This window comes from Prevotella sp. TF12-30 (assembly GCF_003436715.1).
In the GTDB taxonomy this organism is placed as follows: Bacteria; Bacteroidota; Bacteroidia; order Bacteroidales; family Bacteroidaceae; genus Prevotella; species Prevotella copri_A.
In genome coordinates this window covers 8,628-24,097 of the sequence record NZ_QSQJ01000039.1, presented here as the reverse complement: position 1 = coordinate 24,097, position 15,470 = coordinate 8,628, and the positions used below count along the sequence as shown (strand labels likewise).

The window sequence follows — 15,470 nt, the reverse complement described above, 5'->3', positions numbered from 1 at the left end:
CATAAGTCACAGCCAATACGCCCTGAAAGGGCAGAAGCTCCTAGCCCAGGGCATCGCCCTGGGTTTTAGAATAAAGACAAAAAAGTCGCCCTGAAAGGGCAAAAGCTTTCAATTTCAAAGCTTTTGCCCTTTCAGGGTGACTTTCTTTTTCTATTACCACTTGTTGATATCAGCTTTTGCCTCTATCTTTTTCTCGATGTTATCAGGAAGTTTGGAGAAGAAATCATAGCCGGTGATACGCTCCACCTCATCTACCGAGTTGACGAAGTCTTTTTTCTGCAGTCCGGTAGCTCCCTGGTTGCGACAGATAAAGCCGATGGCTTGCGGATTCTTGCCGGTGCGGAGGATAACCTTGAAGAAAGCATCAGGCACCACCACCTTGTTCTTACCCAGTTTGCGATGCTGCTTATTCAGGAATATCGGACCGCAGACAATATAGACCCTACCATATTTCTTAGCCCAGGTACGGCATTGCTGTTCTATGCTATTCCAGATTCCCGCATTCAGAGCATGGGTCTGAGGACACATATTGGTCATCAGGAAGCATTCGTCCATAGCCTTCTGGTTCCACTTGTTATCGCCAGCCGGACAGAGATGACCTCTATCATAACCACTGTTGTAGTAATCAGCCTTCGTTCCCTTAGGTGATGGCATATCCATATCATCCTCAAAGTCGCCACGCTTCAATTTGCCAGAGGCATGAGCACGGGTCAAGGTCCATGCCACCCAGTTAGGCTGACGGGTATCGTGATTGTATGATACGGTATAGGGAAAACGCTTTCTGATGGTTTGCGATACCTTTTTCTTAGAAACCGGGATTTCCATTCCCGGTGCATCCCCCTGTGCAGCTGGCAACATAGAGGACGACAAGCCCAAAGTAGAGAGCAAAGCGATGGCGCCAGCTATCACCCATCCTCTCATTTTCTTATTGAATTGAATCATCTTTATTCTATATGAAGAGATTATATATATTCAAGTTTCACTTAGTGAGGGTATTGAGACGTATCCTATTCTGCAGGATTGATCTTTTCCAGCATGATTTCTATCAGTCTCGGAACCCCATAGTCTTCTATCTCACTTTCCTTGATCCAGACGTAATCATCTGGGAGTGGAGGACGGTTTTCCGTTTCCAGGAGATAGAAATCGGCAAGAAGGATGCGATGAGTCAGTACGTGCTTGACATCTTTTGCCAGCAAAATCGGATTCTTCACGAAAGAAGGCAGTTCCTTGACATCTGAAACATTATAAGGCTCCCATAATCCTTGCCAGATATCACCTTCTCCACGGCGATGGATGGCAACCATCGGTTCTGAATTCCCAGCATCATCCGCTGCCGAAGATTTACACCTTATATATATATAGGAGAGGTGGCGGGTCTTCACCTTCACGGTCTTGTTCTTGACGGGCAGTTCCTCTACCCTGCCGCAACGCAAAGCCTTGCAGGTTTCTGCAAGCGGACAGAGCAGACACTTCGGAGATTGGGGAGTACATTGAATCGCACCGAAATCCATCATTCCCTGATTATAGGATGCCGCATCGGAAGCAGGCAAGAGTGATTGTGCCAAAGCCGCAAACTCCTTTTTTCCCTGAGTTGAGTTGATGGGAGTATCGATGCCGAAATATCGGGAAAGCAGCCGATAGACATTGCCATCAACCACAGCTGCCGGAATATCGAAAGCGAAAGAGCCGATGGCTGCAGCGGTATAATCACCTACTCCCTTCAGGGATTTGATGCCTTCGAGGGTATTGGGGAATGCACCTAAAGCCACGATCTGCTTGGCGGCAGTATGAAGATTGCGGGCACGGGAGTAATACCCCAAGCCCTGCCAGAGTTTCAAGACATCATCCTCGCTGGCTGCTGCCAGATCTTCTACCTTGGGATAGGTCTGCACGAACCGTTCCCAATATTCCCAACCTTGGGCAATGCGGGTTTGCTGAAGGATGATTTCGCTCAGCCAGATGGCATAAGGATCCTTGGTTTCGCGCCAAGGCAGGTCTCTGCCGTTCTCACGAAACCAACGGATTATTTCTGTTGAAAAAAAAGAGTTATTGTTCATTATTATGCTTTTCTTCCCTACTGCTCCGGATATTGCTCGTAAATCTTCAGGCCGAATTCATTGGCAAGCGCATAGGCATGCTCCATGATGTCGGCAAGGATATGCTCGTAATTAATCCATACCTTGTCCTTAATGAAGAAATAGAATTCGATAGGAAGACCACACTGGGTTGCCTCCATGTGGCGTACCATCAAGGTGAGTTCCGTATTTACCTCAGGGCGTTGACGCAGATATTTCTCCATGAATCTACGATAAAGCTGAAGATTGGTTGGAGCCAAAGCTGCAGGATTCTTCAAGTCCTCAATATCCTTTCCTTCCTGAATATCCTTTTCTATCGCCTTCTGAAGAGATTCCTTCAACTTGAAAGAATCCTCTGTGGCGAAATGCTTGGCAAGCAAGGTCTGCTTCAAGGTTTCATCCACCAATCGGATGCTGCGAAAGTCGAAGTAAACGATTCGCTTTACTCTTCTTCCCCCACTCTTCTGCATTCCAATCCAGTTCTGGAACGAACCATTCACCAGGGTAGCTGGCGAGATAGTAACGATGGTATTATCAAAATTACGAACCTTTACGGTGGTTAGTGACATATCCTCTACGATACCATTGGCATCTACCGACTTCACGGTAATCCAATCGCCCTTGTGCAGCATATCATTACTGGTGAGTCGCACACCGGCAGCCAGACCGAGGATGGTATCCTTGAAAACCAACATCAAGACAGCCGAAGTAGCACCCAAGCCGGCAAACAAGGTCATCGGACTCTTACCCAACAGGATGGCAACCACTACCACTCCAGCCACAAAGAGCATCAATACCCTGAGTACACCGCAGAAGGTATGGAAATACTGCTGAGCCGAAGAGCGGCGCTCTCCGCTATTCTCTAATCCCTTGAAGGAGCCGATGAACACCAATACCGTACGTACCGACATCACCACGATATAGATACCCGTAGCACGCTCCAGAATCTCCTTGAATATAGGATATTCCAGATAGATAAGCGGCATGAGCGACCATATTACCACTGCCGGCACGATATGGCAGGCAGAAGTGAGTACCTTCTTATTCAGCAACACATCATCCCAGGAAACCTCCGTCTTTTCCGTAATCTTCGAGATCAACGGAACTACAATCTTACGACACAGAAAATCGCTCAGCATCGCCAGCAAGATAGCGGTGACGGTGAGCAGGATATGACGAAGCATAGGCACGTAATCACCAGTGACACCCGCCCATGTTATCATTTCATCTACAAATCTACGAATTTCTTCCATAAACTTCTAACTTAATTATGGTTGGCAGAGCAGGTTACAAACCTTGTCTGCAAAATGTCTGGCATTGCTGCCGTGCATGATTCCATTATTGATGATAGAGAAGCAAAGCTCATGTCCATTGGCTGCCGTACAATAGCCAGCCAGCGAGATGATACCGGTCAGGGTACCCGTCTTTGCCTTGACATTGCCGTGGGCACTGCCGCTTTTCATACGCTTCTTCAGGGTTCCATCCACACCTGCTATAGGCAAGGAATGAATTAGGTGCTGCTTGATGTTATCGTTGCGGAAAGCATAACGGAGCATCATCACCTCCAGCTCGGCACTGAGATAGTTGTAGAGCGACAAGCCCGAACCATCTGCCAGTCTGTAGCGGGAAGCATCCAGTCCCAGCTTATTGATCAACTGCCGTTCCACGTTGCGGGCACTCTTGGCACTTGCCGGACGATTGCCCGTAGAAGCCGCAATCTGGTAATACATGCACTCGGCATAGAGATTGTCACTCTCCTTCATCATCTTATGCAGTACCTGGTCCATGGTATGGAAACGGGTACAGATGGTAAAGGCATTGGCAGGACAGGTCTTGGTAGAGGCATACATCTCCTCATATTCGATGTCTGCATCCTTCAATTTAGCCAGGAAACGGTCCATGAAGATGTCCTTGCGGGAAAACACCAATGGCGAAAGTACCGGATTATCATCATCCCAGCACCAACCTTCGCCCAGCAATGCCGCATCCTTCATCGAACGGTCGGCATATACGTTACCACGAATGGTATCCACACCCATATCCTTGAGACTGTTGACAAATGCCGTCAGGTCATCACTGTTGAAACGGGGATCCATACCTCCCACACAGTAAACATCACCCGTCAGCACACCGTCCTCGATGGTTCCGGTATATTTCAACTGAGTCTTGAACTGATAGGAACCGCCCAACTTGTCAAGTGCGGTGATGGCTGTCAAGAGCTTCATCGTACTTGCCGGGCGCATCAGCTGTCGTTCGTTGTGCTTGTAGATGCAGGAATCAGCATCCATATCCCAGACCATGATCCCCACCTGCGATGTCTCAAACATCTTACTTTCCAAGAGTTTGCCGATACCTACCTGCACCGATTCGGGCCAAGGCAGCTTCAATGTATCAGCAGCCAGGGAATCCAACATCGTGGAGTCGGTCACTTCCGTGTCGTCCTGCGGCTCCACCACTTCTCCTTCAATCACATCCTGAGCCTTCACCGGCATCGCCATGAGCGTAGCCATGATGAAGCTCATCATCATATATATAATCTTTTTCATTGTCTTTTACTAATTTCTTTCTCGAAAGCCTCCTCATTATCGGGCTGCACCGTTACCATATTATGATGTCCGTATTCTATCACCAGGCAATGATCCAATCCCAGAAAGGTCTTGGCGGTATGCACGCTGATGATGTCGCATACCGGCACATTCCTGTTGGAAGAGAACCTGCCTTCGTTGATGATGAGATATTCCATCTCGTCATCTCGGTCGATAGGTTTCACCTTCTTGAAGGTATAGGTGGTATTCAGAATACGCTCGATCATGCCCACAATGATGATGGCAACGAAAATGCCAATAATCGCCATCTTGACCCAGAAGAAATATCCTGCCAGGAGGGCGAAAACCACCACTCCAACACGAGCCGTCGTATTGAAGCGCTTATGAAAAGTTCTATCTGCCATATCTCGTTCTTTTATCTTTAAAATAGCGTTTTCAGCTACTATTTGATAGTCTAAAAGACTATATTACCTTAAAATTCGCTGCAAAATTACAAAAAATCCCTCTCTTATTACTCTTTTTAAAGAGAAATTAGTACTTTTGCAAACAATTAAGCATTATTAGAATAAACTCACATGGTTTATAAGTATGATTTTCTGATTATCGGCTCAGGAGTTGCCGGTATGAGTTACGCCCTGAAAGTAGCCAGAGCGCATAAAGGTAAAGTGTGTATGATTTGCAAAACCTCACTCGATGAGGCAAACACTTCATTTGCACAAGGTGGTGTGGCGTCAGTTACCAACTTGGAAGTAGATAACTTCGACAAGCACATACAGGATACAATGATCGCTGGTGATTACATCAGCGACTATCAGGCTGTGAAGCAGGTTGTCACTATGGCACCAGAGCAGATCAAGGAGCTCGTGCAGTGGGGTGTCAACTTCGACAAGCAGCAGGATGGCAAGTTCGATCTTCATCGTGAGGGCGGACACAGCGAGTTCCGCATTCTTCATCACGCTGATGATACGGGTGCTGAAATCCAGCGCGGTCTGATGGAAGCTGTGCGCAACTGCCCGGACATCGATATCAAGGAAAATCATTTCGCCGTAGAAATCATCACTCAGCACCACTTGGGTGCCCGTGTTACCCGCCGTACACCTTATATTAACTGTTACGGAGCCTATGTTCTGAATCCTGATACCCAGAAGGTGGATACCTATCTGAGCAAGGTTACCGTGATGTGTACTGGTGGATGTGGTGCCGTTTATCAGACTACCACCAACCCTGTCATCGCTACCGGTGATGGCGAGGCGATGGTTTACCGTGCCAAGGGTACGGTGGCAGATATGGAGTTCGTACAGTTCCACCCTACAGCCCTCTATCATCCTGGAGAGACCCACCCTGCATTCCTCATCACCGAGGCAATGCGTGGATACGGCGGCATCTTGCGTCTGCCTAACGGCGAGAGCTTCATGGAGAAATATGATGAGCGCCTGAGTTTGGCTCCTCGCGACATCGTGGCCCGTGCCATCGATAAGGAGATGAAGATTCACGGTCTGGATCATGTCTGCCTGGATGTTACCCATAAGAATCCGGAGGAGACCAAGCGTCACTTCCCTAACATCTATGCCAAGTGTCTCAGCATCGGCATCGATATTACCAAGGATTATATCCCGGTTCGTCCTGCCGCTCACTACATGTGTGGTGGTATCAAGGTAGATCTGAACGGCTGTTCAAGCATCAACCGCCTCTATGCCTTGGGCGAGTGCTCTTGCACAGGTCTGCATGGTGGCAACCGTCTTGCCAGCAACTCGCTCATCGAAGCTGTGGTTTATGCCGAGACTGCTGCCAAGCACAGCATCGAGCATGTAGATGAATACGACTTCAATGAGAAGGTTCCTGCATGGAACGACGAGGGTACCATGACCAACGAGGAGAAGGTATTGATTACCCAGAGTATCAAGGAAGTAGGCGAATGTATGAGCAACTATGTAGGTATCGTTCGTAGCGACCTCCGTCTGAAACGTGCCTGGGACCGCCTCGACCTTCTTTACGAAGAGACCGAGAATCTCTTCAAGCGTGTAAAGGTAAGCAAGGATCTCTGCGAGCTCCGCAACATGATCAATGTAGGTTATCTCATTACCCGTATGGCTATCGAGCGCAAGGAGAGCCGTGGTCTTCACTATACCATCGACTACCCTGTTCACGCTTACGACAAGAAATAATGAAGAAAGAATAAGATAGAAAAAAAGCTCGAATGCATCAAACATTCGAGCTTTTTTTATTTTCAAGAATTTGAGAATTAGAGAATTTTCTTTCTGCTTATTGGATGCAGAAGAATTTCCCGCCTATCTCGTCAGCGAGAACTTGATGCTCAGACCGAAATCCTGCGTGGTGGTAGGATAACTGCTGCTCGACAAGAGCGGCGTATTGGTCTGGCGATCATAGTAGAAACTCATGGTTAGCATCTTGCTCAAGGTATAATCAGCCGTGAAACTCAGCTTCAGGGCATTGTTGCCACTGCTGGCGCTGCTCGTCATCGTGGCTATATCACGGACGATGGCTGCCTGCTTGCGGAAACTGAAGTCGAGACGCAGGTTCAGGTCGTGATTAGGACCGTAGTTCTGGGTCTGATTCTTGCCCTTGCTTCCGTTTCTGCTGTTTTGCTGGGCACCCGCTCTTCCCTTCACCTTGTGTGCCTTCGGAGCACCGAAGAGGTTGAAGTTGTTGATACGATAGCCCATACCTACCACCCAGTCTTTGCTCAGCGCCTCGTTCACCTGTACACTCGTCATACTGAGGTTCAGCACTCGGGTCTGGCGATACTCACCCTTGATGGTCATATTGTTGTTCAGCGTTACATCCATACCGAGCAATGGCGAGAATGCCTCGTTGATGCTCACTTGAGAAACATTGAACATGCTGCTAGGCGATGGATTGCCCGTAGAGGCATCCGTCACGAAGCCCAGACCATTCATATACTCCTGATAGGTACTGTAGCTGCTATAGCTGCCCACGGCAAAGATGCTCTTGTAGGCGTGGTTGATGTTCACACTCTTGAAGTGATCACGGAACCATGGCAACTTGCCCAAGCCACTATAACGCACCGTCCAGTTTGGCAAGAGTCGGCTCAATGCCGGGAAGATGGAGAGCGAACTGCCGCCCATCGAGGTATAGGCATTGAGGAATGCAGGAATCATCACATCACCACTATACGGATTAACCGGTGTGCGGGAAGCATCATACTTGCCTCCGCCCAAGGTAGAACCCGCAGGATATACCGTCCCGGCATACTGCGACTCCACCCGCTGGCGGAAACCATCGAGCGAGTTGACAAACTTCTCGAAAGTCCTGCTGCGATAACCACTGTTGGCATTTCCGATTCCCTCGAAAGCCGAACTGAGCGAGATGGTAGTCATCTGGAAAGTTCCGCTCTGGGTGGTCGGTGTACCTTCATACATATATTGTATGCTCTTTTGCGTGGTCATGGTGCGGGTGGCAGAAAGATCAATCTTGAAATCCTTGACCGGTTCCAGGGTGGCACGCAGCTGCAGATTCTCGGTCTTGCTGGTAGTAGCCGGCGTAGCAATCGAGTCGTTGCAGAGCAGCCAGTCGTTGTCTCTTGCCTTTTCTATATAGCTGTCATCCACCAGTCCGAAGGCGAAATCCAGTCCCGGCGCCATCGTTCCCACTTTCTTCTGTCCGAAGGCATCACCCACGTTAGGAGTAAAGCCCGGCAGAAGCATCTGATAGTTGTTGCGGTAGGTGAAGCTCACCTTGCGCAGCATCATTGCCAGTCGGGCTGCCGTCTGGGCTGTCCGATACCATTTTTCGTTATCGAGCGGCTCTTTCGGCATCACCGTAATCTTCAGCTTCATCATGCTATCCACCTTCGACTTGATACGGATCTGGTTGTTATCCACCTTTTTGTATTTCAGCTGATACACCTTTCCATCCTCCGTCTTGGCAGAAATGATGAGTCGCTTGCTGTTCTTGCCATGCCTGATGAGCAGGGACGTATCCGGCAGGAGGGTGATTTCCTTCTCGAAAGCCTTCCTGTTTTTCGGAAGCGCCTTTGCCAGATCTACCTGATTCTTCTGCATATCGTTCTTCTGCTGGGCATTCTTCAGCAAAGCCTGCTTCCGCCTGGCTTCCTTCTCCTTTTTCTTCCTCTCTATCTCACTCCTGCTTATCGAGCGGTTGAATCGGTCATTCGCCTTCTTGAGGAATGGGATGTGGTTGTAGAGGCGCACCAGATCGAAGCTTCCGTTAATCGTCAGCTCGCGCTGGGTGTTGATGGTGTTGCCATACGAGTTGCCGTTCTCATCCTCCGTACCTCGCTCCCAAGTATAGTTGGCATTGTAGGAGGCATCGGTATTCACCCAGTCGAAGACTGGCAGCAGATGGACAGGCAACTTATAGGATGCCGTGAAGTTCTGACTGTAGTCGAGCGGCGTACCCCAGCTCTTCACACTCTGCCATACCGAACTTCGATATACCGAATCCTTCCAGGCATGATACTGGTCGGCATAGAGATCGGCATTCACATCCGGATAAGGCACATCTACCTGTGCATGGGTGGCACTCTGGAAGTTCATGTGCAGGTTCTTGGTCAGATCCCAGCGCAGAGAGAACTCGCGGTTCCAGAGGAACTGGTCGCTCACGGTGAGCGGCAGCTGCGAATTGAGCGTACTCTCCATATCGCGTTCCTGCAGCTCATAGGTCTCGTGCGTCATCTCCGTATTGAAGGCGATGTTCTGAGGCAACCAGTTTAATCCGAATCGCTTCAGAATGTCGAGCCACTTGCTCTTGTTCTTCCACTTTTTGAAAGGTTCCCACGCCTTATAGACCGGTGTCCAGGAATAATCCAGGGCTCCGCGCCAGTTGTCCCGATTCTCGAAGACCGTGGTCTCACCCGTGGTATGCTGATGGGCATGACTGTAAGTAAACGAGAAGTTGGCTGGATCGTAAGGCATCGGATGACGTCGGGTGGCGATACCTACCCGGGCATTGGATACCGAGAAGTTGGTCTGGGTGACTTTGGTCACGGCGATGTTCTCGATAGAGTCCCGCTCAGCCTTCGAACCGGCGGCATCCAGCGCATCCTTCAGTTCCATATCCGTATCCAGCGGATTGTATTTCGGAGAAGTCTTCTCCTTCGTCACACTATAATATAAAGGTATGCTCACCTTCGCCTTGTCGGGGAAGAACTTACCCATCTCCAACGAGGTGGTCACGCTATAGGTACCATAATTATCGGTGCTGCGGCTAGCCACACCGTCTTCCAGACCGCCGAAGCCTTCACTCATATAGCGGCCGGTGGCATTCACGCTACCCAGGTCGGAGAGCTGCACGTTCAGATTGGCATTGGCAGCCCATCCTCCCTTGTTGTTATGCTCCAGAAGCCGGAGCTCGTTGACCCATACTTCTCCACTCTTCACCTCATCCGAATTGTTTCTCACACCTATCATCAGCGTCTTTACCTCTCCCAGGCTCGGATTGCCCACGATGGTGATCCGGTTGCCCGGATGTTCTGCATCCATCATCATATAAGGTGCCATATAGGAAGCCATACCAGCAGCCTTTGCCTTGTTGCGCTCCTTCTTGAGGCTGGTAAATACGCTCAGGTTTACATTGAGCATATTCTCCTCCGGCCAGACCAGCTTTCTGTCGGCAGAACTGTTACGGTTATAATTGCTGCGAGGTTCGGTCAGCTTGAGCGGAATCTCATACTCATAGTAATTGTTCTTATAGTCGCTGCCCAGACGGATGAAGACCGCCAGCTGGTCGTTCTTCAGATTGGTGGCATTCTGCTCCAGGGCATTGGCATGGGTAAACATCTGGATGCGCTTGTACTGGCGGAGATCAAGGGTAGAGTTCTTATATACCGCCTTTGCCTCGCCATGGGTCAGATCCTTCACCACCATACTCAGAGCCTGCTCGTTTGCCTCGACAAGCTGTGGCTGCGATGGGTCCTGTTCGCGGCTGATACCCGGAGGAAGCACATAGTTGACCGGTGTCTTCTCGGCATTTTCCTCCAGACTGACGGCACTCGCCTCCAAGGTTCCGCCACTGGCTGCACCCAACGGCTGGTCGTAGGTACGCCACTTGCCGTGTACCAGGTCGAGCGTACCGAAACGGAGCACGATAGGCTTCTTGAAGTTGGTGAGGAACATTCGCATGAAGCGGATGCTGGAGAAATCGTTGATGTTTCCCTGGCGCTTCTCAAACTCATCCACAGGAATGCGGAACTGATACCAGGTAACCGTGGATTTCGTGTTGTCTCGCCAAGTCTGGGTGTATTCGCGCTTATCCACGATGAAGTTGCTGCCCACCACGAGATCTTCCGGTCGGATGCTGACGTGATACTGGAAATACTTCTCATATTCGTTCAGCGTATAGTCCTGATTGATGTCCTCCACATCCGGTGTCGATTTATAGGAGGTATCATAACTCTCAGTACGGCTTTCGCTGTCAGGCGAATTGCCCTGAGGGTTGTTGACGTACTTGTATCGTTGAAGGATGGGCGCACGCATCTCATCCCAGTCAGATCCTCTGAAATAGTGATAGTTATCCCGGGCTGGGTCGGCAAAGATACTGTCGAACACCGCCTGGTTCACCTTTCCCTGTATCTGGTCGAGATAGGCACTCTTGTAGAATTCCTGCTCTTCGGCATCGGTCAGACCATTGAATCCCACATCCTGCAGGGCACGGCTTCCGCTCGTCGTGGCGAAAGCATAGGTCACGGTGCTCTGCGTAGGAATCTTACCCCACTGCGTATAGGTGAAGCTGTTGCTGCCATCCACCGGCATTCCGCTCTCATAAAACTTCTTGCCATCCCGCAGGATATCCTCGCTCACCTCGCCCAGGTTGATGTAGAAGTCGCCACCATAGTCGGCTGCATCCGATTGCTCTCGGGAATAGATGAACGGATCGAGCATCCAGAACTCGATATACTCCACGTTTGCCTGCTCGAAATCGTTGGTATCCAGCTTGCGCATCATTCCACCCCAGTTGCGGGACGGATTGGCAAGGGTACCATCCGACTGCAGATCGGATACATTGAAGTTGTAAGGTCCCGGCTCCGATGGATAGTAAGCCAGATTGAGAACACTCAGGGTGCTGGTGGCTCCCTGATAGGTGCTCTGCTGGCGCAGAGGGAAAAGCTCCTTTACATACACCTCTCTCACGTAGTGGTTGCTCAACTGCTTGAGGTCGCTCTTGATATGGCCTGGAGTGAGCGAACTTCCCCTTCGGGTGAAGAGCGGATCGATGGTGTACCAGGCTAGGCGTGAACGATGGTAACCGCTGGTCAACCCCGTCTTGTCATTGTAATCATCCTTGAAGTTGAGCGACGGCACACTGGAGATAACCCACGAAGTAGGAGTCATCACGTCGATGGTTCCCTTGGTATTCTCGAAGTCATCAATATACGAAGCATTGTCCTGCACTCCTCCTGCCTCGCCCGCCAGAAGCTGGGCAAACTCACTCTTGAAGGAGATGTAGGAAGGTTGGGTGAGATGCAGGAACGGTATCTTGTCGAGCATGTTGGTAAGCCATTGGCTCTCCTTCTTCCAGTTCAGGTTGATGCCCCAGAGCGTATTCTTCAGCGGTTCGCTGCCCATCGCCACCTTGTTGGTGAGCGCCTGTTCCGAGAGATGCTGCAAGGTTCCGCTGATCTGGAAATTCCTGGAGAATTCATACTCCCAGTTGAATCCTACCATCGTCTTTCTCATCTGTCCGTAATCGGTATTGCTCTCCAGGGAGACGTTGACCGCCGTACCGGCATCGATGATGCTCTGGTTGAGGATGGTCACCTCTCCGGCATTGTAATCCACCGAGTAGTCGGTGCCCTCCTTCAGGGTAACGCCACCTGCCGTTACCACTACCGAACCCTGCGGCACATTGTAGGCATCGAGGGAGATGACATTGGCTGCCGAACCCTTGAACTGTCCCACGATGAGATACTTATTCTTTTCGGCTATCTGCTTGGCGATGGTCTTCGTACTGTCATAGAGTTCGGTGAAGGCATACTTCTCTGCCTGCTCCTTAGCCACACCCTTCCTGACGAGATAATCCTGCATATAACTGCCGAACGGTTCCACCTTCGGCATGAACACGCGACCATTCGATACGGTATAGCCCTCCACATAATCGAAGTAACCATTGCTGCGCGCCTTGTTGTTGTTATCGAGTCGATCGGCACCCAGCACACGGATGATAGGCTGGTTCTTCACCTGCGTTTCCGGAATATAGTTGACATAGACACCCGCCGTGTCACTCTGATATTTCACATCGAGACGGAACTTATCCTTTTCCACCTGCGAAGAGAGATAATATACGTTCTTCATCATCAGGTCCCAGTTGCCCTGCTGTGGATTACAACTGGTATTCTTCAGCGACTTCACGAAGAGAGCCTGCTTGGTATCGGTGATATCCGAGGCAAACTCGCCCACCTGATAGGTCACTCCGCCATAGGTATATTCGTATGCCACGGCAAGAACCTGATCGGTCTGCAGACCAGACTTCAGCGAAACATATCCCATCGCCTGGTTCACGGTATATTCAGAGGAACTGAGCAGACGGGCACTCTCCAGCTTCTCGAAATCGCTTCCGCCAATCAGTCCGCCACCTTCCAGAACAGAGGCTGTCTGGTTGATGTCACGGGCAGCGGCAAACTGACCAGTCATCGATGCATACTCGGTATTCGCCTGGTTAGCCGGCACCATCGTTCCTCCTGCCCCCCACATCGGGTTGCTCACCTTCTCGTTTTCTCCCAGGTCGGTCAGGGCGATGATGTTTCGGGTATTCGTGGTGGTTCCCGTCTTGTTGGTAACCCAGATTTCCACACGGTTGATGGTGATACCCGTCAGCAGATTCGGCAGTTTCTGCATCCAGGCATCATAATGACTGCGGAAATATTGGGAGAGAAAGAAGTGACGGTTTTCCTCGTAATCTGCCACATTAAGCTCGAAGGGAGTAAGCTGCACGCCACCCCGGCTCGATACACTCTTGGAAGCCGACTTCTTCTGTGAGAACACCGTCTGCAGCTTGAGCTTGCCAAACTGCATATCGGTTCTTACACCGAAAAGACTGCTGGCGCCCTTGATGAGCGAGGAGTTGCTGGGAAAGGATACATTACCCGCCTCAACCAGCTTGATAATCTCATCTTCCTTGCCATCATACTTCAGTTTCATGTTCTGGGCATCGTAGTCGAAGGTGGCATCGGTGTTGTAATTCAGGTTGAGGTCCATCTTGTCGCCTACCTTTCCATTCACGTTGAGATTGATTTTCTCATCAAAGTTCATCATCGTGGTCTTGCGGTTGCGAATAGGCAGCGACGGGTTGTCGATATTCTTCTTGTTGATACCAAACTTCAGTTCGGCAGTACCCTGAGTCTTGACACGGATTCCACCGGGACCGAAGATTTTCTCGGCAGGTCCCAGATCGAAGTGCATATCAGAGAAATCGAACTTCTCCTTGCCCTTCGCCTGATAGATTTCATCGTTCTTCTGGCGATAGAAGGCATTGCGCTCGTTCTGTTCCGTCCATTTCATATACTCATCCGGAGTAAGCATGATGGGAGCCGAAAGCCAGGTGTTGCCCATCCGGTTGCCGATGACATAACGGTTGAGGGTATCATTGTAGATGACCTGATACCGGAGGGCATCAGGACGCTTGAGGTCGAGCGGACTCTGATAGAGATCGTTCAGGGAATAAGGTTGGGTAAGCTGGATTTTCCAGCGGGGATGCAGCAGGGAATCAGGAATCGTATCCTCATCCACCTGAATGGGCTGGTGCTTTGGAAGCTTCTTGTCTTGCTGCGGAAAAGGCAAAGCGAGGGCATAGCCGAAGGTTGTCACCATCAGCCAAGCCATCAAAAAATAAAAGATTCTTTGCCCCTTCATAAAGTTACTGGATTTGCTTCAGCCAGAAGTTATTAAATTAACGTCAACCAGAAGTTACTTAATTTGCTTCAAGGCAAGCTTTACAACCTGCTCCACCGGCAGATCTGGCTGCGCCTTCAGGATATCCACTACCACCTTGGCAGAAGGTGCCGGTGAGAAACCGAGCATGGTGAGGGCACTGACAGCCTCATCCTTGATATCATTGTTCACCATCACCACATTACCACCATTAGCCGGCAGCTCATCGGCAATGCCCAGACTCACGATCTTATCCTTCAGGTCGATGATGATGCGCTGGGCTGTCTTCAATCCGATACCCTTCACGGTCTTCAGCATCTTGTCGTTGCCTGTAGAAATCACATTGCAGAGTTCGCTTGGCGACATCGACGAGAGAATCATTCTCGCCGTATTGCCTCCCACACCCGATACGGTGATGAGCTGGCGATAGAGTTCGCGCTCCTGCTTGGAGGCGAAACCGAAAAGGGTGAAAGAGTCATCTCTTCCACCTGCCACCAAAACCTCATGCACGTAGAGTTTTACTTCCTGCTTGCCCTGAATGGCAGTATAGGTATTGAGCGAAATATTGAGTCCGTAACCCACTCCTGCAGTCTCTACTACTGCCATTGCCGGGGTCAGTTCGGCCAGATCGCCATGAATATATTCTATCATTTTTATTTTCTCCTTACTATTTAAACACTTGGTTATACCTCTTTCATAAATTAATTATAATAATATGAACGCACGGAATAGGGATTTATTGTATCCGGCATTGGATTATATTACTCACGCCCCTATAAGAAAAAGCCTTTTTCCCCTATGGAAATAGTCTTTAAGACTAGAAGAAAGTTCCGTTCATAAGTTTTGAACGTACATTCAAAACTTATGAATGCACATTCAATACTTTTGAACCGACATTCAAAGCTTATGAACGGAGAATTCTATTAGGTACAGGAACAATTTCCTTTAAAGGTAGAAACAAATTCCCTTAAAGGAAGAATTAT

At 49.7% G+C, this 15,470-nt stretch carries 8 protein-coding genes; 1 reads left to right on the top strand and 7 read right to left on the bottom strand.

Translation table 11 applies throughout. From position 1 onward, the window contains the following. Positions 1–153: 153 nt before the first annotated feature. From DXD25_RS12900 to DXD25_RS12880, 5 genes are all read right to left on the bottom strand, one after another. Positions 154–942 carry a DNA/RNA non-specific endonuclease gene (locus tag DXD25_RS12900; protein ID WP_117663862.1) on the bottom strand — a complete coding sequence of 263 codons (789 nt, stop codon included), beginning with the start codon at positions 940–942 and terminating at the stop codon, positions 154–156. Between the two features lie 65 nt (positions 943–1,007). Then, positions 1,008–2,057: an A/G-specific adenine glycosylase gene (gene mutY / locus DXD25_RS12895; RefSeq protein ID WP_117663861.1), complete on the bottom strand. Its 1,050-nt coding sequence runs from the start codon at positions 2,055–2,057 to the stop codon at positions 1,008–1,010. 17 nt (positions 2,058–2,074) lie between these two features. Continuing rightward, entirely contained in the window at positions 2,075–3,328 is a 1,254-nt protein-coding gene (locus DXD25_RS12890; protein ID WP_117663860.1) for a mechanosensitive ion channel family protein, read from the bottom strand. A gap of 15 nt (positions 3,329–3,343) precedes the next feature. Continuing rightward, the gene (gene dacB / locus DXD25_RS12885; protein WP_117663859.1) at positions 3,344–4,621 is read right to left on the bottom strand and encodes a D-alanyl-D-alanine carboxypeptidase/D-alanyl-D-alanine-endopeptidase; all 1,278 of its coding nucleotides are present in this window, start codon (positions 4,619–4,621) and stop codon (positions 3,344–3,346) included. Then, the gene (locus DXD25_RS12880) at positions 4,618–5,025 is read right to left on the bottom strand and encodes a PH domain-containing protein (protein WP_089543749.1); all 408 of its coding nucleotides are present in this window, start codon (positions 5,023–5,025) and stop codon (positions 4,618–4,620) included. Before DXD25_RS12880 ends, dacB begins: the two co-directional genes overlap by 4 nt. A 171-nt stretch (positions 5,026–5,196) precedes the next feature. Here DXD25_RS12880 and nadB point away from each other — a divergent pair, with 171 nt between their 5' ends. Next, positions 5,197–6,786: an L-aspartate oxidase gene (gene nadB, locus DXD25_RS12875; RefSeq protein ID WP_117663858.1), complete on the top strand. Its 1,590-nt coding sequence runs from the start codon at positions 5,197–5,199 to the stop codon at positions 6,784–6,786. A gap of 123 nt (positions 6,787–6,909) precedes the next feature. Here nadB and sprA read toward each other — a convergent pair whose 3' ends face one another. Continuing rightward, positions 6,910–14,439 carry a cell surface protein SprA gene (sprA, locus tag DXD25_RS12870; RefSeq protein WP_233522313.1) on the bottom strand — a complete coding sequence of 2,510 codons (7,530 nt, stop codon included), beginning with the start codon at positions 14,437–14,439 and terminating at the stop codon, positions 6,910–6,912. Positions 14,440–14,523: 84 nt separating this feature from the next. Then, positions 14,524–15,138: a Holliday junction branch migration protein RuvA gene (gene ruvA / locus DXD25_RS12865; protein WP_117663856.1), complete on the bottom strand. Its 615-nt coding sequence runs from the start codon at positions 15,136–15,138 to the stop codon at positions 14,524–14,526. Positions 15,139–15,470 lie beyond the last annotated feature (332 nt).

Coding starts and splice junctions, on each gene's coding strand:
- sprA (WP_233522313.1), bottom strand. CDS start 14,439: ATGGCTTGGCTGATGGTGACAACCTTCGGCTATGCCCTCGCTTTGCCT.
- DXD25_RS12880 (WP_089543749.1), bottom strand. CDS start 5,025: ATGGCAGATAGAACTTTTCATAAGCGCTTCAATACGACGGCTCGTGTT.
- nadB (WP_117663858.1), top strand. CDS start 5,197: ATGGTTTATAAGTATGATTTTCTGATTATCGGCTCAGGAGTTGCCGGT.
- ruvA (WP_117663856.1), bottom strand. CDS start 15,138: ATGATAGAATATATTCATGGCGATCTGGCCGAACTGACCCCGGCAATG.
- DXD25_RS12900 (WP_117663862.1), bottom strand. CDS start 942: ATGATTCAATTCAATAAGAAAATGAGAGGATGGGTGATAGCTGGCGCC.
- DXD25_RS12890 (WP_117663860.1), bottom strand. CDS start 3,328: ATGGAAGAAATTCGTAGATTTGTAGATGAAATGATAACATGGGCGGGT.
- dacB (WP_117663859.1), bottom strand. CDS start 4,621: ATGAAAAAGATTATATATATGATGATGAGCTTCATCATGGCTACGCTC.
- mutY (WP_117663861.1), bottom strand. CDS start 2,057: ATGAACAATAACTCTTTTTTTTCAACAGAAATAATCCGTTGGTTTCGT.